This is a genomic window from Janthinobacterium sp. GW823-FHT03B06 (assembly GCF_058796955.1).
In genome coordinates this window covers 607,359-630,225 of record NZ_JBXAJE010000002.1, presented here as the reverse complement: position 1 = coordinate 630,225, position 22,867 = coordinate 607,359, and the positions used below count along the sequence as shown (strand labels likewise).

Below are 22,867 nucleotides of genomic sequence, written 5' to 3'. Positions count from 1 at the left end.
TCATGTTCAAGCAATTCAACAAATCCCTGATCGCCCTGGCGCTGGCCGGCCTGGCCATGAATGCCCACGCCCACCGGGGCTGGATGGTGCCATCGAGCACGATGGTGGAAAGCAAGGACGCCTGGGTGACGGTGGACGCTGCCGTCTCCGACGGCCTGTTCGAGATCGACCACCAGCCGCTGCGCCTGGATGCGCTGCAAGTGACCGGCCCCGATGGCGCGAAAGTGGCGCCGGCGAATACGCTCACGGGCCGCTTGCGCAGCGTGTTCGATGTGAAGATGGAAAAGCCGGGCACGTATAAAGCGGCCATCGTGTCGCAGAATGTGATGGCCAGCTACAAGCTCAATGGCGAGCAGAAGCGTTTCCGCGGCAATGAAGAGACGTTCAAGAAGGAAGTGCCGGCCGACGCGCAAGAGCTGAAAATCACGCGCACGGCAGCGCGGCTGGAAACCTTCTTCAGCAATGGCGAAACCAGCACGGAAGTATTCAAGCCGACGGGCGTGGGCCTGGAATTCGTGCCGGTGACGCACCCGAACGACTTGCGCGCGGGCGAAAAAGCCACGTGGCGCTTCCTGGTCGACGGCAAGCCGGCCGCGAACCAGGCCTTCAGCCTGGTGCCGGGCGGCGTGCGCTACCGTGGCGTGCTCGGGGAAATCCGCCAGAGCACCGATGCCAAGGGCGAGATTACGTTCACCGTGCCGGCCGCCGGCATGTATTACCTGAGCAGCACCTGGCCTGCGGCCGCACCTGCCGTGGCCGGCCAGCCGCCAGCCATGCCGGAGCGCCGCATGACCTACGCGGCCACCGTGGAAGTGCTGCCGCAGTAAGCGGCGGCATCGTCACGAGCTCGCCGATGCGCCGGGTCCTGCTGCCGCAGCATATTTCCGATCAGGCCGCGCCGCCCGGCGCCGCGATCCGGGACTTGCGCGGCTTGACCATGGGCACCAGCTGGTCGGTGCGCCTGCTCGAGTCCGCCATGCCGGGACGCGCCGGCAGCGCCGATTTGCAGCAGGGCCTGCAGCAGCAGCTGGACCTGGTCGTGGCGCAAATGAGCCACTGGAGCGATGAGTCCGACCTGGGCCGCTTCAACCGGGCCGAACCCGGCAGCTGGCACAGCCTGCCCGCCGCCTTTTGCGAGGTGCTGGGCTTTGCCATGCACGTGTCGCAGGCGTCCGGCGGCGCGTATGATCCGTGCGCGGGCGCCCTCGTCAACCTGTGGGGCTTCGGCCCCCGCCATCGCTACGACGAGCCCGGTTTCCTGCCGCCGAAAGACGATACGGTGGCCCTGCTGCTGTCGCAGCGCCAGCGCCGCCGCCTGGAGCTGGACTTGCCGGCCCGCCGCGCGCGTCAGCCCGGCGGCTTGCAGCTCGATTTATCGGCCATCGCCAAGGGGTATGGCGTGGACCGCCTGGCGCGCTATCTGGATAGCCAGGGCATCGGCCATTACCTGGTCGAAGTGGGCGGCGAGCTGCGCGGCGCCGGCAGCAAGCCCGACGGCCAGCCGTGGTGGGTGATGCTGGAACAGGTCGACGGCGCCGACGCGGATCTAGATCCGCCGGAAATGCTGCTGGCGCTGCACGGCTTGTCCGTGGCCACGTCGGGCGACTACCGGCGTTTCTTCGAGGACGGCACGGCGCGTTTCTCACACACCATCGATCCGCGCAGCGGCATGCCGATCGCCAATCAACTCGCTTCCGTTACCGTCGTGCATGAGCAATGCATGGCAGCCGACGCCTGGTCGACGGCCCTGACGGTGCTCGGTGCCGAGGCCGGCATGGCGCTGGCCGAAGAGCAGGGCCTGGCCGCGCGCTTCGTGCAGCGCGACGGCTCTGGCTTTCACGAAACGCTGAGCAGCCAGATGCTGGCCATGCTCGACGAATGAACGATTAATTCCATGATTTTTACGCACGATACGACGCGGCTGGCCTTGCTGGCGGCCCTGTCCCTCAGCTACGCGGGCGTGTGCCTGGCGCCCTGGCTGCGCGCGCGCGCCAGGCGCCGCGCGTCCGCCGCCGCCAAGGCGGCGCTGGCAAACAGTCCCGCCTGGCTGGTGGCGTATGCAAGCCAGACGGGCAATGCCGAGGAACTGGCCACGCAAACGGCGCAGAGCCTGCAACTGGCGGGCATCCCCGTGCGCCTGTGCACGCTGGCCGAAGTCACGGCCGTTGATCTGCAACAAGCCGAACGGACTCTGTTTTTGGTCAGCACCTATGGCGAAGGCGATGCGCCCGACAATGCGGCCGCCTTCATGGGTCGCCTGATGACGGGCGGGCTGGCGCTGCCGCAATTGCATTACGCCGTGCTGGCCCTGGGCGACCGCAGCTATGGCCAGTTTTGCGGTTTCGGCCGCGCGCTCGATGCCTGGCTGGCGGCGCAGGGCGCCTCGCGCCTGTTCGAGCGCATCGAAGTCGACCGCAGCGCCAGCGACAGCATCGAGCAATGGTTCCAGCATCTGAGTCACCTGGCCGGCACCAGCGACGCGCCCGACTGGAGCGCGCCCGCCTTCGGCGACTGGCGCCTGACGCGCAGGCAGCTGCTCAATCCGGGCAGCGCCGGCGGCGCCATCTATCACGTGGAACTGGCGCCGGTAGCGGGTGCTTTGCCTGACTGGCAATCGGGCGACCTGGTGCAGGTGACGGCGCCCGCCGATCCCTCGCAGCCGCGCGAATACTCGATCGCTTCGATTCCGCGCGACGGCGGCGTGCACTTGCTGGTGCGCCAGCATGCGCATCCCGACGGCAGCCTGGGCCTGGCCTCGGGCTGGCTCACGGCGCAGGCCAAGGTGGGCGACGTGGTGCAGCTGCGCTTGCGCCAGCACAAACGCTTCCGGCTGGAAGACAATGCCCAGCGGCCATTGATTTTGATCGGCAACGGCAGCGGCATCGCCGGCTTGCGCGGCCACCTGAAGAGCCGCGTGCTGGCAGGGCAGCGGCGCAATTGGCTGATCTTTGGCGAGCGCAACCTGGCCCACGATTTTCATTATCGCGAAGAGATTGAAGGCTGGCATGCCAGCGGCGACTTGCCGCGCCTGGACCTGGCGTTTTCGCGCGACCAGACGGAGCGCACCTACGTGCAGGACCGCCTGCGCGGCAATGCCGATGAAGTCAAGCTGTGGCTGGAGCAGGGCGCGGCCATCTACATCTGCGGCAGCCTGGCCGGCATGGCGGGCGGCGTCGACCAGGCCCTGCAGGAGATACTGGGCCGGCCCGCGCTCGACGCGCTGGCGGCCGAAGGGCGCTACCGGCGCGACGTGTATTAATGCAGCAGCGATTGCTTATGGCTGGATCGCAGCCAGCGGCGCCGTGTCCATGTCGCCGCTCACTTCCTGCAAGCCGCGCGCCAGGCTGGAGATGCTGGGGTTGTCGATGAAGACGCAGCGCTTGCCCGTGCGTTTGCAATAATCCTTCACGCGCCAGTAGGCGCTGTGGCTGATGCAGCCCGTCTGGCAAATCACCAGGTCGGCGGCCGCCAGGCTCGAGTCGAGCAGGTTGGCATTGTCTTCCAGGCCGCCGTCGTGGTGGGCGAACTGCGCGCCGACCCGCTCGATCAGGGCGCGGTAGGTGGCGACATTGCCGCTGCGTCCGCCCACGCACAAGACGCTTTGATCGACGAGGCGGATCGGCATTTTCAGCTTGCCGCCGGTCGGCACTTCCAGCTTGGGCGCCGGTGGCGGCACGGCGGCGGCAGGGCGCGGCTGGGCCTGTTTCAATTCCGCGATTTGCTGGCGCAGTTCCTTTTCGCGCTCATCCATTTGCGCCAGGCGTTCGACCAGGCGCGTGCGCGATTCCAGTGCCGGGATGGCCGCCTGCAATTGCGCCAGTTCCGCGCGCAAGCCGTCGATCACGCTATCCTTGCCGATGGACTCGGCCCGCGTGCGCAGCAGCACGGCTTCCTGGCGTTCCAGTTCGCCCGTTTTTTCCGTCAGTGCGGCCTGGCTGCGCTGTTGCAGCTTGGCCAGTTCGTGGGTCAGGCGCGCGTTTTCTTCCTGCAAGGCTGTAAATTTGCCCATGTCGGCGCGCACACAGGCGCCGGCCTGGTGCTGGATCATGTGCAAGTCGCGGCACATCTGCTCTTCCAGCTCGGCGTCGCAGCGCGGGTGCGTCAGGCCGGCCCAGAAGGCGCCCGACACGTCGCCGTTGGCGACGGCCGTGCGCCACAGTTGCGCTACCTGTTCCGTGGTCTTGGCGCCGCGAAAGCGCAGGATCACGGGGGCGTAGCGGCGTTCGAGTTCCTTTTGCAGCGCTTCGGACAGGCGGTTGCGCGCGCCGCATTCCGTCACGGCACCCACGTGCACTTCGTAGTCGTCGGCCAGCACGCGCCCGCCCGTCATCTTGCCCACCAGCTTGCGCAGGTAGCCCAATGGCAAGCCCACGCCGACCAGCGGGCAATGGCAGGTATGCGACAGTTCCCACAGCCGGCGGCGGCGCGAAGCGAGCGCGGCCGTTTCCGTGTCGGCGTGGGCGCAATTGCTGATGACGGGCAGGGACTGGTCTTTGTCACACATGGCGATATCCTGTTGGGCGGTGGGGCAGCGGTGGAAGAGAAATAGAAATTAGTGCGGCAGCGGCGAGGCAGGACGTCTGGCGCTCAGCATGCGTGCCAGGCGCTCGAGCAAGGTGGTCTTCGGCGGCGCGGGCCGGTGCAGCGCCACCAGGGTGGCCCATTGCTGCGACAGTTGCTGGCAAGTCGCTTGCAGCACGGGGCCGAGGCCGGGCGAGCCGGCCAGCGCTTGCAGATGGCGTTCGATGACTGCGGCCAGTTTCTCGCAGGGACTGTCCGCATGGTAGTGCGACATCAGGTGCAGCACGGCCGACAGCAGCAATTCAGGCTGCTGGCCTTGCGGGGAAGGAAACATCGAGGAAGGTCGGTCGTTCGCCATCAAACACTCCTGTGCGGTGGTTTGGCTGGCTGCGCGCACGGGGCGCGACTGGCTGGCGAGCGTGGTGACTGGCTGCCGTGCTGCTTCAGGCAGTCAGGATCAGCTTGTTCAATTGGGTGACGCGCAGGCGATAGATCTTGCCGCTGTGCTCAATCTCCACTTCGCGGCCCTGCTGCAGCAGCGCTTCGCTGGTAATGCGGCGCGCCGGCTGGGCCATGCTGACGGGAGGACGGACGTGGGCGGTAGCGGCATCCTGGATCAAGGCTGGTTTTGAGCTTTGCATGTTGGGCTTTCTTTATCTCAGTTGAGAATGATTCGTATTTGCATTATTGTTGAATGTGGCCCGAAAAGCAAGGCTTATTTATGCGCAATCCGTGCTTTTTTGCGATGGGATGGCAGCGTGGAGCATGGCGCTGCGCGAAGACGGCCACTGCCGCGGCATGGAAGGGGAGCGGCAGCAAAAAAGACCCGGCAAGGCGGTGCGCGCCTTGGTCGGGTCAAGCCTGTGCCAAGCTGGAAGAAATCGGGATGGCGTTAAATCGTGGCCAGCAATTGCGCCGAGGCGGCCGCGGCGGCGGTGGTGTCGGCCTTGAGCTTGGCGGCAGCCAGCTGCTTGGCGCGCGAGCGCGACGGCGGCAAGCGGCGCAGGGTTTTCAGGGCGTCCGGATCCTTGATGCCGATGGTGCGCTGGTCAACCGAGATCAGGCCGATTTCATTGAAGGCGGACAAAGTGCGGCTCACCGTTTCCAGGGTCAGGCCCAAGTAGCTGCCGATTTCGTGGCGCGTCATGCGCAGGTTGAACAGCTTGCTCGAATAGCCCATCTGCGCGAAGCGGTCGGCCAGCGAGACGAGGAAGCGCGCCACGCGGGCCTCGGCGCTCAGGGCGCCCAGCATGCCGATCATCGCCTGTTCGCGCACCAGTTCGCGGCTCATCACGCCGTACATGACGTTTTCCAGTTCCAGGTGAACACGTCCCAGCGCCGTCAGCTTCTTGAACGGCAACAAGATCAGGTCGCAGTCGGACAGGGCCACCGCTTCCGAGGAGTAGTGGCGCGAGTGGATGCCGTCGACGCCCAGCATGTCGCCCTTCATGGGAAAGCTCAGTACTTGTTCATTGCCGAATTCGTCGATGAGCACGGTTTTCAGGAAGCCCGAATTGACAATGTACAAGGTGTCGAACGGTTGGCCGATGGTATGCACGCGCTGGCCCGTCTTGAATTGCACGTGCTGGAACAGCAGTTCGTCGGCGGCGATGGTGCAGGCGCTGGAGATATGCAGCAGATCGCATACTTCCTTCAGGTTCGACCATAGCCGCCCCTGGCGCTGGCGCCCTGCTTCCATCGGGGAAGAGGGGGCCAGCGATGGGGCGGCGGCGCGGGTTTCGGGCGTTTGCGTGGACAGCATGTTCATCTCCTGGTGACAGGTAGTTCAGAGTTGAATGACAGGGTGCGCAGACGGCGGGCAGGGAAAGGGCGGCGCGCGTCCAGGCTGGTAAAGCTCAATTCGCTGACGACTTGCTGTGTGATGAAATAACTTCCCAGCAACTTGATTACTGGTTTCAGTATGCCAACAACCATATGCAATTAATATCAGCAGTGGCTGAATATGGCAGTAGGAGCTACGGTAGGGGGAGTAGGATTGTTCCTACGGTCGACGCGCGGGCGCGCGCCGCCGGGCTTACGTCTTGAAGGGGGAGAGCAGGCGGTGCGCCACGGCGTACTGCACCATTTCGGACAGCGAACTCATGCCCATTTTTTGCATGATGCGCGTCTTGTGCGTACTCACCGTCTTCACGCTCAGGTGCAGGTTGTTGGCGATTTCCGTGATCGACTTGCCCGCCACCAGCAGGGAAAAGACTTCGAACTCGCGGTCCGATAACTGTTTGTGCAGCAAGCTTTCATTCGGCATCATGATGTTGAGCACGAGCTGCTCGGCCACCTCGGCGCTGATGTAGGGGCGTCCCGACGCCACCTTGTGAATGGCGCCCACGAGCTGGGTACCAGCGCTTTCCTTGGTCAGATAGCCTTGTGCGCCGGCGCGGATGGCGCGCACCGCATATTGTTCTTCCTCGTGCATGGTGAGGATCAGGATGGCCAGCTTGGGCGCCTCGCTGCGGATTTGCCGGATCAGGTCGACGCCGCTGCGGCCCGGCATTGACAGGTCGAGCAGCAGCAGGTCGAAGCCGCCCTGGCGCACCTGATTGAGTACTTCAAAGCCGTCGATGGCTTCGCCCACGATATCGATATCCGGCGCGCCGTCAAGGATGCGCTTCAAGCCTTCTCGCATGATGGTGTGGTCGTCGGCAATTACAATACGTATCATAGGCGGGCAATCTGGATGCGTGAAATCTGCTCTGTCCGTCACCGGACAATCAAATGTTGAGAAACGAGAAACGTTGTCATTTTAACTGAGGCGGCCGCATTATGCCTTTTTCTGCATATGCCGGCAACGGCGGCCCCGGTGGTCATGTGACCTCTTATTCGGACGGGGGTTCCTTGATCAGCCTATGCACGAGCACGGGCAATTTCGAATGCGACAGCACTTTATTGGTCACACTGCCCAACAGCAATTGCCCCCAGCCGCTGCGGCCATGCGAACCCATGAAAATCAGATCGCAATGCTGCAATTGCGCCACTTCCACGATCTTCAGGGCCGGGCTGTCGGAAAAGGCCGTCAGGCCCGTCGCTTCCAGGCCGCGCTTGGCGGCCGCGTCGAGGATGGGCTGCCAGTGGTCGGCGCCGGCCTTGCGCATGGCGATGCGGTACTCCTCCTCGCTGGGATAGCTTGGCGGAATGATTTCGATGTACACCGGGTACTGGTATTCGGGCGCCACATACAAGGCAAGGATGTCGGCGTGCATCTGTTCGGCAAAAGCAACGCCGGCGCAGGCCGTCAGGTTGGAGACGGTGGAGCCATCGGTGGCGATCAGAATTTTCTTATACATGGCAGGTCCTTTGGCGGTGACTGAGCGCGCGCAACGCCTCTTATTGTAGACGCGGCGGCAGCATTGTATTCATGCAAAGACTTGATAATTATCAATACAACTGCACCTTCAGTATAGACAACATTGGCAGAAAGATCGTGTGTAGCTGCAACGATGTCCATGTGGCGCTGTTGCGCAGACGCCCGGAAGCAGGATTTCTTCTGCTGTGCGTGGTCTTGCACGCACGCCAATGGTAGTATTTCAAAATACAACAGCTGGAACACATATTTCCTTGTGGAAAAGCTCTTGTAGGCCAGCTTTGCACCAGGAAGCGCGTTTTGAGATTTACCAACAGGGCGGCGCCCTGCTACACTCGCACCATCGCAGCGGTATTGCCTCAAATCATCTTAATCGAGAAATTGTGGGTATCAGTCTGTAAAACGCACAGTTCAGGCGGAATTTTGACAAATTATGGAGAAGCAGGGATATGACCAACGCCGCTGATGATTTCGACGCATTATTCGATGAAGTATCTGCGCAAAGTGCGGCCGCGGCTCAGCCCGCGCCTGCCGCCGCGCCCGCTCCCGCCGTGATTGCGGAGGACGATTTCGACGCGCTGTTCGACTCGGTGTCGGCCAACGCCGCCGTGCCGGCAGCCGCCGAGCCCGTGGCCGCCGAGGCGGAAGCGCTGCCTGTGGCCAGCGCCGAGGCGTCTGGCGACGCGGCCGATCCCGTCGACCAGTCCGACAAGCCGATGTTCGAGCGTCTGGGCGGCATCGTGCGCCTGCTGCACGATTCGCTGCGCGAACTGGGCTACGACAAGGCGCTGACGGAAGCGTCGTCGCAGATCGTCGACGCCCAGGACCGCCTGGAATACGTCGCCACCCTGACCGAGCAGGCCGCCAACAAGGTCCTGAACACGCTCGACGAAGGCATGCCGGCGCAGGATGTACTGTCGAAGAAAGCCAAGGACATGGACGGCCGCTGGACGGCGCTGTTCGACGGCAAGCTGAGCCTGGAAGAATTCAAGGCCCTGGCCGGCGACTCGCGCCAGTTCGCGCAAGCCGTTGCCGAAGCGACGGAAGCGGAAAAAGCGCGCTTGCTGGAAATCATGATGGCGCAGGACTTCCAGGACATCACGGGCCAGCTGATCAAAAAAGTGGTCAACATCACCAAGACCGTGGAAAACGAACTGGCCCAGCTGTTGCGCGACAACGCGCCGGCCGAGGTGCGCGAGAAACTGGCGCAAAAGCCGGTGCCGCTGATGCAGGGCCCGTCCGTGCCGTCGGTGGCGCTGGACCAGGATAATGTAGACGACCTTCTTGCGGATTTGGGATTCTAATGGACGATATGCTCAAGGATTTCGTCGTTGAGGCGATGGATCTTGCGGTTAATGTTGAAGAGCACTTGTTGCGCCTCGAGCGCGATCCTGACAACAAGGAAACACTGAATGCGGTGTTTCGTTCCTTCCACACGATCAAGGGCGGTGCCGGCTTCATGGGCTTGCCCGCGCTGGTGGCGGCCTGCCACCTGACGGAAAACCTGTTCGACGCCTTGCGCACGGGCGCCGCGCCCGTCACCCCCATCGCCATCGAGGCGGCGCTGCAGGCGTCCGGTTTCGTCGCCGACCAGCTGACGGAACTGGCCAACGGCGCCGCGCCGGAAAGCTTGCCGGCCATGCCGGAAGAGCTGGAACACATCCTGACGAACGCCATCGAAGGCAAGGGCATGGATGCGCCTGCGCCTGCCGCCGCCGTGGTGGCGGAAGTGGCCGCGCCCGTTGCCGAGGTTGCGGAAGTGCCTGCCGCCACGCCTGCCGCCGCCGTCTCCACTGCCGGCACCGATGGCCTGGACTGGGAAGGCATGTATAACGCCGTCGTGCCCGAGGGCAACCGGGTCGCTGCCGCGCCGGTGTCCGCCGTCGCCGCTGCCCCTGCCGTCGTGGCCGCCGCTGCGCCCGCCGCTGCTGCCGCTGCCGCCAAGCCGGCCGCCAAGGCCTGGGATGGCGCCGAGCGACGCGAAGAGCGTCCGGAAGTGCGCCATGCCGCGCCCGTCAAGGAAGACAGCATCCGCGTCGACGCCGTCAAGCTCGACGCGCTGCTGGAAGTGGCCGGCGAATCCGTGCAGGCCGCCAACCAGGCTGCCGTGCTGCTCGAACGCTTGCTGCAATTCAAATTCGAAGGTCAGGCCGCTACCCTGATGGCGACCCTGGCGGAAACCCTGGAGCGCGCCTCGCGTTACTCGACCGAACTGCAGCGGGCCACCCTGGCCACGCGCATGCAGCCTGTCGGCCGCCTGTTCCAGAAATTCCCGCGCCTGGTGCGCGAGCTGGCGAAAGACCTGGGCAAGGATGTCGAGCTGACCATCGAAGGCGCGGAAACGGAAGTCGACCGCGTCGTCGTGGACAGCCTGTACGATCCGCTCGTGCACATGCTGCGCAACTCGCTCGACCATGGCGTCGAATCGCCGGAAGCGCGCCTGGCCGCCGGCAAGCCCGCCAAGTCGTATATTTCGCTGAAAGCCTGGCAAGAGGCCAACAGCGTCATGATCGTGCTGCAGGATGACGGCAAGGGCATGGATCCGGTCTTCCTGCGCAGCAAGGCCCAGCAAAAGGGCTTGATCAGCGAAAACGCGCAGTTGAGCAACGACGAATGCTTCCAGCTGGTGTTCCTGCCGGGCTTCTCGACCAAGGAAGTGGCGTCCAGCGTCTCCGGCCGCGGCGTGGGCATGGACGTGGTGAAAACGGCCGTGGAGAAAAACCGCGGCGCCATCCACATCGAGTCGACGCTGGGCAAGGGCACGAAGTTCGCCATCCGCCTGCCGATCGAACTGTCGATCGTGCCGACCATGCTCGTGTCGACCTCGGGCGCCGCGCTGGCGCTGCCGATGGCGGTGGTGCAGCGCGTCGTCGAATTGCCGGAAACCTTCATGGAAGTGGGCGGCGCGCCCGTGCTGAAAGACCAGGGCCGTCCATTGCCCGTACGGTCGCTGGCCGGTGCCCTGGGCTATGAATCGTGCAGCGAACGCGTCGGCATCGTCGTCGCCGCGCCACAGCCGTACATTCTTGCCGTGGAAGCCGTCGACGGCACGGCCGACCTGGTGATCAAGCCGATGACGGCCATCACCGTGGAAGGCATTACCGGTACGGCCCGCTCGGCCGAAGGCGAGCTGGTGCTGGTCGTGGGCCTGTCGTTCCTGATGGACGGCTGCCGGGGAAGCGTTCGTCTAGCTGCCTGAGTCTTGCTTCAATCGTTAGAAAGCCCGCTAGGCATAGCGGGCTTTTTTTATGGCGCCAGCGGTGTCAGATGTTGTTAGGGCGTAAGGTGCCGCCTTCCAGCCAGCGCTGCACGCGCACGATTTCCTGGGCGCGCTCCGCCTCGTCCTTCGGCGGCGGCAGATAGATGTCGGGCATGATGCCGTCGAGATCGACCTGCAGATATGGCAAGCGGGCCGAGCGCGAGGTGGCGTAGGCCAGCTGGCGCCGTCCCGAGGGCAGAGGGTGCATGCGCAGATTCGAATAATCGAGCGCGCCTCCGCTGTTGCGTCCGATCAGCTTGACGCGAAAGCTTTGCCGCGCTTCCAGCAGAAACTGTTCGCAGGAACTGCCGCAATCGCGGTCAACCAGCACCGCCACCCTGGACGGCTGTACTGCCTGGCCAGACACACTCGCATAGCTGACAGGCCCGTTGGTGCTTTGCGCCACGAACTGGCCGGGCTGCACGCTGCGCATGCGGGTGACGGCCAGTGCCATATATTTCGTGCAGGTGGCGTCGCCGGGAGCGTACAGCGCGCAGATGTTTTCCTGGCTGGCGATATTGGCCGGCGTGGACAGCCATTCGCCACCGATATTGACGCTCTCGCCTGAAGCTAGCCATGGCAGCAAGGGCGCATATGTGCTGTCGCTGCCGCCGTTGTTGCGCCGCACATCGATAATCCAGTTTCGACGGCTGGCCAGTTCGTCGCGCTTGCTTTCCAGTAAATCATTGATGAGCTCGGCGTACCCCGGGAAAAAACTCGGTAAGGTCAGCAGCGCCGTGTGCGGCGACAGCAGCTGCAGCGATGGCGCCCTGTCATCGATGGTGGCCGTTGGCGCGGCGGTTGAGGATGGCGCTGCAGCTGGTGTCTCATGTTTCAGCGCACCGGTCGGCATGATCTGCAGGTGGCCTTTGCGCCACTGGCTCAGGTAACCGGACAGTACCGTATTGCAGGCAGCCTCATCGTTCACCCTGGCCGCCGCGGTGCTGGCGCTGGCCAATGCCTGGTCGAAATACGCTTGACCTTTTTGTGCCAGATGCTGGCGCGCGCCAGTATCGTTTTCCAGCAAAAAGGCGGGAAGGGCGCGCAAGTCCTGCCGGCAGGTCTCGCCCGGCGTGGCCGCTTGCGTATGGCTGACTGTCAAAGTAGCCAGGAGCGTGGCGGCAAAAGAACACAGTCTCATCAATGCAGTCTTTCCTGAAATTGTTGTCGAATACAATACACGAAAGATTAAAGAAAAAGTATCGATTTCTGGCCGCGCCGTGGCTCGTTCGGCGGCCTGCCCGCAGATGGGGCCGTCATGTCGCCGATATGCTGATATCGGCAATTTCCAGCTCATATCCAACAATGCGGCCAAACTTTGTATCGCCAATCCCACGCTTTTGCCTGTTTCGGTTCTGTGTCGCGCAATATATGGCATAATCCTCGTGGATCACCGTATGACCTGGTATCACTTGATCACTTACTACAGGCTGTGGCAACGCTGCATAAATCATGATGAAGACGCTTTACGACAAACTCTGGGAATCCCACGTTGTTCGGGCCGAAGATGATGGCACGACAATTTTGTACATCGACCGGCACTTGCTGCACGAAGTCACCAGCCCGCAAGCCTTCGATGGCCTCAGCGTGGCGGGCCGCCAGCCGTGGCGCATTTCCGCCAACCTGGCCGTGGCCGACCATAACGTGCCCACCACCAGCCGGGTCGACGGCATTGCCGATCCCGTCTCGCGCCTGCAGGTGGAAACCTTGGACAAGAACGCCAAGCACTACGGCTTGACCTACTTCAACATGAACGACAAGCGCCAGGGTATCGTGCACGTGATCGGCCCCGAACAGGGCGCGACCCTGCCCGGCATGACGGTGGTCTGCGGCGATTCGCACACGTCCACGCACGGCGCGTTCGGCGCGCTGGCGCACGGCATCGGCACGTCCGAAGTGGAACACGTGCTGGCCACGCAAACCTTGCTGCAAAAGAAATCCAAGTCCATGCTGGTGCAGGTCGACGGCGCCTTGCCGGCCGGCGTGACGGCGAAAGATATCGTGCTGGCCATCATTGGCAAGATCGGCACGGCCGGCGGCACCGGTTACTGTATCGAGTTCGGCGGTTCGGCCATCCGCGCCCTGTCGATGGAAGGCCGCATGACGGTGTGCAATATGGCCATCGAGGCGGGCGCGCGCGCCGGCATCATCGGCGTGGACGATACCACCATCAATTACGTCAAGGGCCGTCCGTTTTCGCCGGCCGGTCCGCACTGGGAACGCGCCGTGGCCTACTGGCGCACGCTGCATTCGGACCCGGGCGCCCGTTTCGACCTCGTCGTCACGCTCAACGCGCAAGAGATCGAACCGCAAGTGACGTGGGGCACCTCGCCCGAGATGGTGGTTGGCATCGATGGCCGCGTACCGGATCCGGACAATGAGAAAGACAGCGTCAAGCGCGACGCCATCGAAAAGGCGCTCGTCTACATGGCGCTGAAGCCGAACACGCCGATCTCGGACATCCGCATCGACAAGGTCTTCATCGGTTCCTGCACCAATTCGCGCATCGAAGATTTGCGCGCGGCCGCCGCCGTGGTACGCGGCAAGTACCGCGCCTCGAACGTCACCCTGGCGCTGGTCGTGCCCGGTTCCGGCCTGGTGAAAGATCAGGCCGAGCGCGAAGGACTCGACCGCATCTTCAAGGATGCCGGCTTCGAGTGGCGCGAGCCGGGCTGTTCCATGTGCCTGGCCATGAATGCGGACCGTCTGGAACCGGGCGAACGCTGCGCCTCGACCTCGAACCGCAACTTCGAAGGCCGGCAAGGGCAGGGCGGTCGTACCCACCTGGTGTCGCCCGCGATGGCGGCGGCGGCGGGCATCGCCGGCCACTTTGTCGACGTGCGGGGATTGCGATGAATTTGGGGTCAGACCCGTTGGGTCTGACCCCAGCATTTGCCGGTGGTTTACACTAACGGGATTTGCAACCATTAGCACATAGACTGAAATCATCATGAAAAAACTCTTCGCCCTCCTCATCGCCACCGTCATCTTGTCCGGCTGCAACACCGTCTCGGGCATCGGCCGCGATGTGCAGAAAGTCGGCCAGGTCGTCACTGGCGCCGGCGGAAAATAAACCGTGACGTGGCGGCGCCCCGCGCCGCGCGTCTTACCGAGTAGAAACAGCATGGATAAATTTACGATTTACGAAGGCCTGGTCGCCCCGCTGGACCGCGCCAACGTCGACACCGACGCGATTATTCCGAAGCAATTTCTGAAATCGATCCACCGCAGCGGCTTCGGCCCCAACCTGTTCGACGAATGGCGCTACCTCGACCATGGCGAACCGGGCCAGGACAACAGCCGCCGCCCGCTGAACCCCGAGTTCGTGCTCAACGAGCCGCGCTACCAGGGCGCCTCGATCTTGCTCACGCGCAAGAACTTCGGCTGCGGCTCCTCGCGCGAACACGCGCCGTGGGCGCTCGATCAATATGGCTTCCGCGCCATCATCGCGCCCTCGTTTGCCGACATCTTCTTCAATAACTGCTACAAGAACGGCTTGCTGCCCATCGTGCTGTCGGAAAGCCAGGTCGAGCACCTGTTCAATGAAGTCAAGGCTTTCCCCGGCTTCAAGCTGGTGGTGGACCTGGAGCAGCAATGCGTGCGCACCAGCAACGGTTCCGTCTCGTACCCGTTCGAGATCGATGCCTTCCGCAAATATTGCCTGATGAATGGGCTCGACGATATCGGCCTGACCCTGCGCCACGCCGACGACATCCGCGCCTTCGAAGAACGCCATCTTTCTGCTCAGCCCTGGCTGGCCAACGTCATTTAAACGATTAAAATATGAAAATTGCAATCTTACCCGGCGACGGCATCGGTCCTGAAATCGTCGCGCAAGCCGTCAAGGTCTTGAATGTGCTGGGCGAATCGTTTGAGCTGGAAACGGCGCCCGTGGGCGGCGCCGGCTACGCGGCCCATGGCCACCCTTTGCCGGAAGGCACGCTGGCCCTGGCGAAAGCGGCCGATGCCGTGCTGTTCGGCGCCGTGGGCGACTACCAATACGACAACCTCGAGCGCCAGTTCCGCCCGGAACAGGCGATTCTGGGCTTGCGCAAGAACCTGGGCCTGTTCGCCAACCTGCGTCCGGCCATTTTGTATCCGGAACTGGCGGGCGCCTCGACCCTGAAGCCGGAAGTGGTGTCGGGCCTGGATATCCTGATCATCCGCGAATTGACGGGCGATATTTATTTCGGCCAGCCCCGCGGCGTGCGCGAGTGCCCGGACGGTCCGTTCAAGGGCCAGCGCGAAGGCTTCGACACCATGCGCTATGCGGAAGGCGAAATCCGCCGCATCGCCCACGTGGCATTTCAGGCCGCGCAAAAGCGCGACAAGCGCCTCACCAGCGTGGACAAGGCGAACGTGCTGGAAACCTTCCAGTTCTGGAAAGATATCGTCACCGATGTGCACAAGGAATACCCGGACGTGGCGCTCGACCATATGTATGTCGATAACGCGGCCATGCAGCTGGTGCGGGCGCCGAAGAAATTCGATGTCATGGTGACTGGCAACATGTTCGGCGATATCTTGTCGGACGCGGCCGCCATGCTGACGGGCTCGATCGGCATGTTGCCGTCCGCCTCGCTGGACGCCAACAACAAGGGCTTGTACGAGCCGTCGCACGGTTCGGCGCCCGATATCGCGGGCAAGGGCGTCGCCAATCCACTGGCGACGATCCTGTCGGCCGCCATGATGCTGCGCTATTCGCTGAACCGCGAAGAGCAGGCAAACCGCATCGAAGGCGCCGTCAAGCAGGTGCTGGCGCAGGGGCTGCGCACGGCCGACATCCACGAAGCGGGCACGACTTTGGTCGGTACCGAGGCCATGGGTGATGCCGTAGTGCGTGCATTAGGATAAAATATTTCAATGATGGCAGTCGCCGTCTCATCTTGAGGAATGGTAATGAAATTAGTTGGCTTGGTAGGTTGGCGCGGTATGGTCGGTTCGGTCCTGATGCAGCGCATGCAGGAAGAGGGCGATTTCGCCCACATTGAACCGGTGTTTTTCACCACCTCGAACACGGGCGGCGCGGCGCCGGCCATGGCGAAGAATGAAACCATCCTCAAGGATGCCAACAACATCGCCGAACTGTCCAAGTGCGACATCATCATTTCCTGCCAGGGCGGCGATTACACGAGCTTTGTGTTCCCGCAGCTGCGCGCAGCGGGCTGGAACGGTTACTGGATCGATGCGGCCTCGACCTTGCGCATGGAAAAAGACGCCGTCATCGTGCTCGACCCCGTCAACCTGCACGTCATCAAGGATGCGCTGGGCAAGGGCGTCAAGAACTACATCGGCGGCAATTGCACCGTGTCGTGCATGATGATGGGCCTGGGCGGCCTGTTCCAGCACGACCTGATCGACTGGATGACGTCGATGACGTACCAGGCGGCCTCGGGCGGCGGCGCGCAGCACATGCGCGAACTGCTGACGCAATTTGGCACCATCAACAGCTCAGTCAAGGCGCTGCTGGAAAACCCGGCGTCCGCCATCCTGGAAATCGACCGCCAGGTGCTGGCCACCCAGCACGGCTATTCGCCGGATGAAATCAAGCAATTCGGCGCGCCGCTGGCCGGCAACCTGATCCCGTGGATCGACAAGGACCTGGGCAACGGCCAGTCCAAGGAAGAATGGAAGGCGGGCGCGGAAACGAACAAGATCCTCGGCCGCGGCATCGATTTCGGCACCAAGGAAATTCCCGTCGACGGCCTGTGCGTGCGCATCGGCGCCATGCGCTGCCATTCGCAGGCGCTGACCATCAAGCTGAAGAAAGATGTGCCGCTCGATGAAATCAACGACATCATCGCCAGCAACAATCAATGGGTGAAATTCGTGCCGAACACGCGCGAAGCGTCCGTGCGCGACTTGTCGCCGGCGGCTGTCACGGGCAGCCTGACGATTCCCGTCGGCCGCGTGCGCAAGATGAGCATGGGCGGCGAATACCTGTCCGCGTTCACCGTGGGCGACCAGTTGCTGTGGGGCGCGGCCGAGCCGCTGCGCCGCATGCTGCGTATTTTGCTGGATGCGTAACAGCAATAAATCAGCAATTAATTGCTGATGCGGATCAAGCCGGGGCTGTTTTCCCGGCTTTTTTTTCGCCCTGAGCCCGTCAAGGCTCAACCATGCGGAGCTTGCATAGCTCTGGGCATGATGATATGTTGATACCTCTGGAAAAGTAACTGTTTTCCCATGTCAACTAAGATGCCGCCAACTATGCCTGTACACACTCGTCCCCGGGTCGCCTCCCTTGCCATTAAAACACTCAGCAGCGCTGTCGCCTGTGCGGTGTTATTGTCACCGGCGGCATCCGCAGCCGAGCTGGGCAAGATCACGGTGCTGTCCGCCGCCGGCCAGCCGCTGCGCGCCGAGGTCGAATTATCGGCCATCAAGCCAGGCGAGGCAGCCAGCCTGCTGGCCAAGCTGGCGCCGCCGGAGGCCTATCGCCAGGCCAACGTGGAATTCAATCCCGCATTGAACGCCTTGACGTTTGCCGTGGAAAACCGCAATGGCAAGCCCTTCATCCGCATCAGCTCGGCTCAACCGGTGGCCGAGCCCATGGTGGATCTCTTGCTGGAACTGAGCGGCAAGAGCGGTCGCCAGGTGCGCGAATATGCGTTCGTGCTCGATACGCCGGAAGCGCGCCAGACGCGCGGCGCGCAAGTGACGGCGCCGGCCGAACCGGGCAAAGGCAAGGCGGCGGCCGATGCTGCGCCAGCTGCGGCGAAAAAGCCGGCCGGGGAATACAAGGTCAAGACGGGCGACACCCTGAGCCGCATCGCCAGCGAACTGAAGCCTTCGGGCGTGTCGCTCGACATGATGCTCGTCGCCCTGTACCGCGCCAATCCCGACGCCTTCAAGGGCGAGAACATGAACCGCATGCAGGCCGGGCGCATCCTGGCCGTGCCTGGCGCGGACGCCGTGCGCGCTACCGGTGCGGCTGAAGCGAAGGGCATCGTGACGGCGCACGCCATCGATTTCGAGGCCTACCGCAACAAGCTGGCAGGTCAGGTGTCGCAAAGCAAGCCGGCCAAGGCCGCGCAAGCGACGCAAAGCACGGCCGGCAAGATCGGTGCGACCAAGGTGCAGGAAAAGCCGACGGCCGTGAGCGAGTCGCAAGACAAGCTGAAACTGTCGAAGGCGGAGCCGGCGGCCAAGTCGGCCGGCAAGAGCGCCGTCGCCAGCGAGGAAGACAAGATCGCCAAGGCGAAACAGGTCGATGAAGCCGCTGCCCGCGTCAAGGAGCTGGAAAAGAACGTCAGCGACCTGGAAAAGTTGATGGCGGTCAAGAGCAAGGCCATGGCCGACAAGAGCGCCCCCGCACCCGCCAAACCGGCTGAGGCCGCTGCCAGCGCGCCCGCCAGCGCGCCGGCCGAGGCGCAGCCGCCCGCACCTCAGCCGGCCGCACCGAAGGTCAAACCGGTGCCGCTGGTGAAAAAACCATCGCCGCTGGAGCCGACGATTACCGACAAGATCAATGACCACTTGGGCGCCATCGGCATCGGCATCGCCGCGCTGCTGGCGGCCGTGGCGGCGCTGGTGGTCGCGCGGCGCCGCAAGGAGACGCCGCCGCCAGCCCAGGGCGATATCGCCCCCGTGGTCGAGCCGGAACCGGAAGCGCCCGTGACGCCGCCGTCCGGCCTGGCGCCGGAAGACCAGCAGTCCGAAGCGAGCAATCACCTGTTCGGTACGGGCGCGGCCGCTGCCGGCGTGGCTGCCGCCGTGGGCGCGAGCATGCTCGATGCGAATGAAACGGACCCCGTCGCCGAAGCGGACGTGTATATCGCTTACGGCCGCGATGGTCAGGCGGAAGACATCCTCAAGGAAGCCTTGCGCATCCACCCGGAACGCCATGCGGCCCGCCTGAAGCTGCTGGAAATCTATTCGGCCCGCAACGACGTGCGCGCGTTTGAAGACCAGGCCAGCGAGCTCTACAGTCTGACGCGTGGCCAGGGCGAGGAGTGGCCGCAGGCGGCCGCACTGGGACTGGCGCTCGATCCCACCAATCCCCTGTATGGCGATACGGAAGACGACGCCGTGGTCAGCCTGAGCAAGGCAGCCGGCGACGACGTGCATGGCCAGAGCATGGACTTGCCCGACGAGCCGCACGGGCCGCTGGCCGACCTGGCGCCGGCCGAGCCGGTCTCCTCCGTGACGGCCCGCGATGCGCGCGCCCCCCTCGACTTTGACCTCGACAGCCTCGATTTCGAACCTGTTTCCACCAGCGAGCCGATCGTCATGCCGGGGCCGGACAGCAAGCCGGTCCCTGCCGCGCACGATGCGCAGTATGACGCCAGCATGGATTTCGGCCTGGACCTGGAGCCGCCTGCCGGCCCCGTCAATGGCGTGGGCGCCGGTTTGACGCCGTTGCCTGATCCGTTGAAGGAGGTCGACCTGGCCCACTTCGACCTCGACGAACCCGTGGCGCCGGCTGCCGCGCCCGTCGCACCCGTCGCGGCGGCCGAGCCTTCCCTCGACAGCCTGTTCGACGATGCGCAAGCGCCGGCGAGCTTGCCGGAAGCGATACCGCCCGCACAGGAATTCGACCTGTCCGGCATCGACCTGGACCTCAACGATGGCAAGACGGCCAGCGTGGGCGTGGACGACCCGTTGTCGGCCATCCACATGGAAATGGATACCAAGCTGGACCTGGCGATCGCATACCAGGAAATCGGCGACAAGGAAGGCGCGCGCGAGCTGATCGATGAGGTCATCAAGGGGGGGAGCGAGGAGCAGGTCGCCAAGGCGAATACCATGAGAGCTTTGCTGAGCTAAGCACCAGATACGACGTCCATGGCTGCGTTGCACGGTCTCGCCGTACTATTCGTACTGTCTTCGACCATGCGCCTTGCCCTGAACGCCGTCTCAGGCGCTTGTGTGGCAGGAGGCGGGGCCGCCTTTGCGCCGGTATAATGCTTCGATGCAAAATATTACGACAGCAACGCCATTGAAGCGTATCGTCCTCGGCCTGCAGTACGACGGCACGGCCTGGCATGGATACCAGAAACAGGAAGACGGGCAAACGGTGCAGGACCAGCTGGAAAACGCGCTGGAACAGTTTGCCCGCGTGCGCCTGGCCACCACGTGCGCTGGCCGCACGGATACGGGCGTGCATGCGCTCGAGCAAGTCGTGCATTTCGATACGGATTTGAACCGCGATGTGCACTCGTGGGTGCGCGGCGTCAACGCTTTCCTGCCCAAATCGATCGCCGTGCGCTGGGCCAAGGAACTTGACGGCGATCCGACGGTCAATGACTTCTTCCACGCCCGGTTCAGCGCCCGCGCGCGCACCTATCATTATGTGTTGTACAACAACGCCACCCGTTCGCCGCTGGTGGAGGGGCGCGCCGGTTTCTTTTTCCGTCCGCTGGACGTGGAACTGATGCGCCAGGCCGTGCAGCCGCTCTTGGGCTGGCACGATTTCACGGCGTTTCGCGCCGCGCAATGCCAGGCCAAGTCGCCCGTCAAGCTGATGCATGACATCCGCATCGAGCGGCGCGGCGATTGCGTGATTTTTACGATTACGGCCAATGCCTTCCTGCACCACATGGTGCGCAACCTGGTCGGTTCGCTCGTCTACATCGGCACGGGACGAGAAAAGCCGGAGTGGCTCGGGCATTTGCTGGAAAGCAAGGACCGCCACGCGGCGGCGCCCACCTTCATGCCGGACGGCCTGTACCTGGCACAGATCGATTACGATCCGAAATGGGCCTTGCCGCAAGACAGCAGCAGCGCCTTGCCCTGGTTTTGATCTGCATCAATAAAGGATAGCCATGCCACGCACACGCATCAAGATCTGCGGCCTGACCCGCGTCGAAGACATCCAGGCTGTCGTGGCGGCGGGCGCCGACGCCATCGGTTTCGTGTTTTATCCGAAAAGCCCCCGTTACGTGACGCCCGGGCAGGCCGCCAGCCTGATCGCCGCCATGCCCCCCTACGTGACGACGGTGGGCCTGTTCGTCAATGCCACCGTGGACGAGGTGCGGGCCACCAGGGCCGTGGCGCCTTTATCTCTGCTGCAATTTCATGGCGACGAGACGCCTGAGCACAGCGCGGCGCTCGCCGGTGCCGTGAATACGCCGTTTACGCAAGTGTTCCGCGTCAAACCCGACACCCGCTTTGAAGATTTGCTAGAATACGAACAGCGCTATCGCGCCGCCAGCCCCTTGTTCTCGAGCCTCTTGCTCGATACCTATGTGGATGCCTACGGCGGTGCAGGAAAGGTATTCGATTGGTCCCTCATTCCAGAAGAACTCGCGCCTCGGGTCGTTTTAAGTGGTGGCTTGAGCGTACAAAACGCGACTGACGCAGTGGTGCGCGTGCGCCCTTACGCCGTCGACATCAGCAGTGGTGTCGAAGCGTCCAAGGGCATCAAGGACGCATCCCGAGTCCGCGCGTTCATCGCCGCGGTGGGGGATGCCGATGCCATCATTGCCAGAGGAAACCACCATGAATGACCACACCAACTCGCCCGGCGCAGCCGCCGCATTGTTCCACGCTACCGATTACCCGTTTCCCGACCTGCGCGGCCACTTCGGCCCGTACGGCGGCTCCTTCGTTGCCGAAACGCTCACGCATGCACTGGCCGAACTGAAAGACGCCTATGCGCGCTACAGCACGGACCCGGAATTCCTCGAAGAATTCCGCTACGAGCTGAAACACTTCGTCGGCCGTCCCTCGCCCATCTACCACGCCAAGCGCTGGTCCGAGATGGCCGGCGGCGCGCAAATTTATTTCAAGCGCGAAGACTTGAACCACACGGGCGCGCACAAGATCAACAACGTGATCGGCCAGGCCCTGCTGGCCAAGCGCATGGGCAAGCCGCGCATCATCGCCGAGACGGGCGCCGGCCAGCACGGCGTGGCCACGGCCACCATCTGCGCGCGCTTCGGCCTCGAATGCGTGGTCTACATGGGCAGCGAAGACGTCAAGCGCCAGGCGCAGAACGTGTACCGCATGAAATTGCTGGGCGCGACCGTCGTGCCCGTCGAATCGGGTTCGAAGACACTCAAGGATGCGCTGAACGAAGCCATGCGCGATTGGGTCACCAACATCGAGAATACCTTTTATATTATCGGTACCGTGGCCGGCCCCCATCCTTACCCGATGATGGTGCGCGACTTCCAGTCCGTGATCGGCGAGGAATGCCTGGTGCAGATGCCGGAAATGACGGGCCGCCAGCCCGACTACGTGCTGGCCTGCATCGGCGGCGGCTCGAATGCCATGGGCATCTTTTACCCGTACATCGACCAGAAGGATGTAAAACTGATCGGCGTGGAAGCGGCTGGTGAGGGATTGGACACAGGCAAGCATTCGGCTTCGCTGACGGCCGGCTTCCCGGGCGTGCTGCATGGCAACCGCACCTATCTGCTGCAGGATGACAACGGCCAGATCATCGAGACGCATTCCGTCTCGGCCGGCCTCGACTATCCGGGCGTGGGGCCGGAACATGCGTGGCTGAAAGATTCGGGCCGCGCGCAATACGTGTCGATCACCGATGACGAGGCGCTGCAGGCTTTCCACGACTGTTGCCATATCGAAGGCATCATCCCGGCCCTGGAATCGTCGCACGCGCTGGCCTACGCGGCCAAGCTGGCGGCCACCTTGCCGAAAGACCAGATCGTGCTGGCCAACCTGTCGGGCCGTGGCGACAAGGACATGCATACCGTGGCGGAACGCATGGGACTCAATTTCTCCTGAGACCCCAATAACGGCTGGGGTCGGACCCTCAGGGTCCGACCCCGGTCTTTGCTCCTGGGTTGAAATTACTTCCT

21 protein-coding genes are annotated in these 22,867 nt (G+C 63.4%); 14 read left to right on the top strand and 7 right to left on the bottom strand.

The window, feature by feature from the left end:
• Positions 1 to 2 precede the first annotated feature (2 nt).
• Genes AC1RBA_RS08795 through AC1RBA_RS08785 form a run of 3 tightly spaced genes read left to right on the top strand, consistent with a single transcriptional unit; the run spans position 3 to position 3,259 of the window.
• Positions 3 to 827, top strand: a complete 825-nt coding sequence (locus AC1RBA_RS08795; RefSeq protein WP_492417690.1) for a DUF4198 domain-containing protein — start codon at positions 3 to 5, stop codon at positions 825 to 827.
• Between the two features lie 26 nt (positions 828 to 853).
• A complete protein-coding gene (locus AC1RBA_RS08790) occupies positions 854 to 1,882 on the top strand; it encodes an FAD:protein FMN transferase (RefSeq protein ID WP_492417688.1) in 1,029 nt (342 codons plus the stop codon).
• A gap of 12 nt (positions 1,883 to 1,894) precedes the next feature.
• Positions 1,895 to 3,259 (top strand): sulfite reductase subunit alpha, encoded by a 1,365-nt coding sequence (locus AC1RBA_RS08785; RefSeq protein WP_492417686.1) that lies wholly within the window; start codon positions 1,895 to 1,897, stop codon positions 3,257 to 3,259.
• A 15-nt stretch (positions 3,260 to 3,274) separates the two neighbouring features.
• On the opposite strand, the gene AC1RBA_RS08780 is transcribed toward AC1RBA_RS08785, so the two are convergent.
• From AC1RBA_RS08780 to AC1RBA_RS08755, 6 genes are all read right to left on the bottom strand, one after another.
• Positions 3,275 to 4,504, bottom strand: coding sequence for a DUF2325 domain-containing protein (locus tag AC1RBA_RS08780; RefSeq protein ID WP_492417684.1), 1,230 nt, complete (start codon positions 4,502 to 4,504; stop codon positions 3,275 to 3,277).
• Between the two features lie 48 nt (positions 4,505 to 4,552).
• Entirely contained in the window at positions 4,553 to 4,879 is a 327-nt protein-coding gene (locus tag AC1RBA_RS08775; RefSeq protein ID WP_070221111.1) for a hypothetical protein, read from the bottom strand.
• An 85-nt stretch (positions 4,880 to 4,964) separates the two neighbouring features.
• Complete coding sequence (hemP, locus tag AC1RBA_RS08770; protein WP_034750559.1) at positions 4,965 to 5,162, bottom strand: hemin uptake protein HemP; 198 nt, start codon at positions 5,160 to 5,162, stop codon at positions 4,965 to 4,967.
• Positions 5,163 to 5,413: 251 nt separating this feature from the next.
• Entirely contained in the window at positions 5,414 to 6,220 is an 807-nt protein-coding gene (locus AC1RBA_RS08765) for a Crp/Fnr family transcriptional regulator (protein WP_070221155.1), read from the bottom strand.
• Between the two features lie 336 nt (positions 6,221 to 6,556).
• On the bottom strand, positions 6,557 to 7,201 hold the full coding sequence (locus AC1RBA_RS08760; protein WP_070221113.1) for a response regulator: 645 nt from the start codon (positions 7,199 to 7,201) through the stop codon (positions 6,557 to 6,559).
• A 154-nt stretch (positions 7,202 to 7,355) separates the two neighbouring features.
• Positions 7,356 to 7,823: a universal stress protein gene (locus AC1RBA_RS08755; protein WP_070221114.1), complete on the bottom strand. Its 468-nt coding sequence runs from the start codon at positions 7,821 to 7,823 to the stop codon at positions 7,356 to 7,358.
• 466 nt (positions 7,824 to 8,289) lie between these two features.
• Between AC1RBA_RS08755 and AC1RBA_RS08750 the strand changes: the two genes are divergently transcribed.
• Both AC1RBA_RS08750 and AC1RBA_RS08745 read left to right on the top strand, forming a co-directional pair.
• Positions 8,290 to 9,144, top strand: coding sequence for a protein phosphatase CheZ (locus tag AC1RBA_RS08750; RefSeq protein ID WP_070291820.1), 855 nt, complete (start codon positions 8,290 to 8,292; stop codon positions 9,142 to 9,144).
• Positions 9,144 to 11,039: a chemotaxis protein CheA gene (locus AC1RBA_RS08745; RefSeq protein WP_492417682.1), complete on the top strand. Its 1,896-nt coding sequence runs from the start codon at positions 9,144 to 9,146 to the stop codon at positions 11,037 to 11,039. Before AC1RBA_RS08750 ends, AC1RBA_RS08745 begins: the two co-directional genes overlap by 1 nt.
• 64 nt (positions 11,040 to 11,103) lie before the next feature.
• Here the strand turns inward: AC1RBA_RS08745 and AC1RBA_RS08740 are convergent, their stop codons facing one another.
• A complete protein-coding gene (locus AC1RBA_RS08740; RefSeq protein WP_492417680.1) occupies positions 11,104 to 12,240 on the bottom strand; it encodes a S41 family peptidase in 1,137 nt (378 codons plus the stop codon).
• Between the two features lie 311 nt (positions 12,241 to 12,551).
• Between AC1RBA_RS08740 and leuC the strand changes: the two genes are divergently transcribed.
• From leuC to trpB, 9 genes are all read left to right on the top strand, one after another.
• The gene (gene leuC / locus AC1RBA_RS08735) at positions 12,552 to 13,955 is read left to right on the top strand and encodes a 3-isopropylmalate dehydratase large subunit (RefSeq protein ID WP_070221120.1); all 1,404 of its coding nucleotides are present in this window, start codon (positions 12,552 to 12,554) and stop codon (positions 13,953 to 13,955) included.
• A 94-nt stretch (positions 13,956 to 14,049) separates the two neighbouring features.
• Positions 14,050 to 14,172 (top strand): entericidin A/B family lipoprotein, encoded by a 123-nt coding sequence (locus AC1RBA_RS08730; RefSeq protein ID WP_010400408.1) that lies wholly within the window; start codon positions 14,050 to 14,052, stop codon positions 14,170 to 14,172.
• A gap of 51 nt (positions 14,173 to 14,223) precedes the next feature.
• Positions 14,224 to 14,871, top strand: coding sequence for a 3-isopropylmalate dehydratase small subunit (gene leuD, locus AC1RBA_RS08725; RefSeq protein WP_034783435.1), 648 nt, complete (start codon positions 14,224 to 14,226; stop codon positions 14,869 to 14,871).
• An 11-nt stretch (positions 14,872 to 14,882) separates the two neighbouring features.
• Positions 14,883 to 15,953, top strand: coding sequence for a 3-isopropylmalate dehydrogenase (gene leuB, locus AC1RBA_RS08720; protein ID WP_492417678.1), 1,071 nt, complete (start codon positions 14,883 to 14,885; stop codon positions 15,951 to 15,953).
• Positions 15,954 to 15,998: 45 nt separating this feature from the next.
• Positions 15,999 to 17,126, top strand: a complete 1,128-nt coding sequence (gene asd, locus AC1RBA_RS08715; protein WP_230505750.1) for an aspartate-semialdehyde dehydrogenase — start codon at positions 15,999 to 16,001, stop codon at positions 17,124 to 17,126.
• Positions 17,127 to 17,381: 255 nt separating this feature from the next.
• Positions 17,382 to 19,868 (top strand): motility hub landmark protein FimV, encoded by a 2,487-nt coding sequence (locus AC1RBA_RS08710; RefSeq protein WP_492417676.1) that lies wholly within the window; start codon positions 17,382 to 17,384, stop codon positions 19,866 to 19,868.
• A 172-nt stretch (positions 19,869 to 20,040) separates the two neighbouring features.
• Entirely contained in the window at positions 20,041 to 20,844 is an 804-nt protein-coding gene (gene truA, locus AC1RBA_RS08705) for a tRNA pseudouridine(38-40) synthase TruA (RefSeq protein WP_492417674.1), read from the top strand.
• Positions 20,845 to 20,866: 22 nt separating this feature from the next.
• On the top strand, positions 20,867 to 21,550 hold the full coding sequence (locus AC1RBA_RS08700; protein ID WP_492417672.1) for a phosphoribosylanthranilate isomerase: 684 nt from the start codon (positions 20,867 to 20,869) through the stop codon (positions 21,548 to 21,550).
• Complete coding sequence (trpB, locus tag AC1RBA_RS08695) at positions 21,543 to 22,793, top strand: tryptophan synthase subunit beta (protein ID WP_492417670.1); 1,251 nt, start codon at positions 21,543 to 21,545, stop codon at positions 22,791 to 22,793. The genes AC1RBA_RS08700 and trpB overlap by 8 nt, the downstream gene beginning before the upstream one ends.
• Positions 22,794 to 22,867 lie beyond the last annotated feature (74 nt).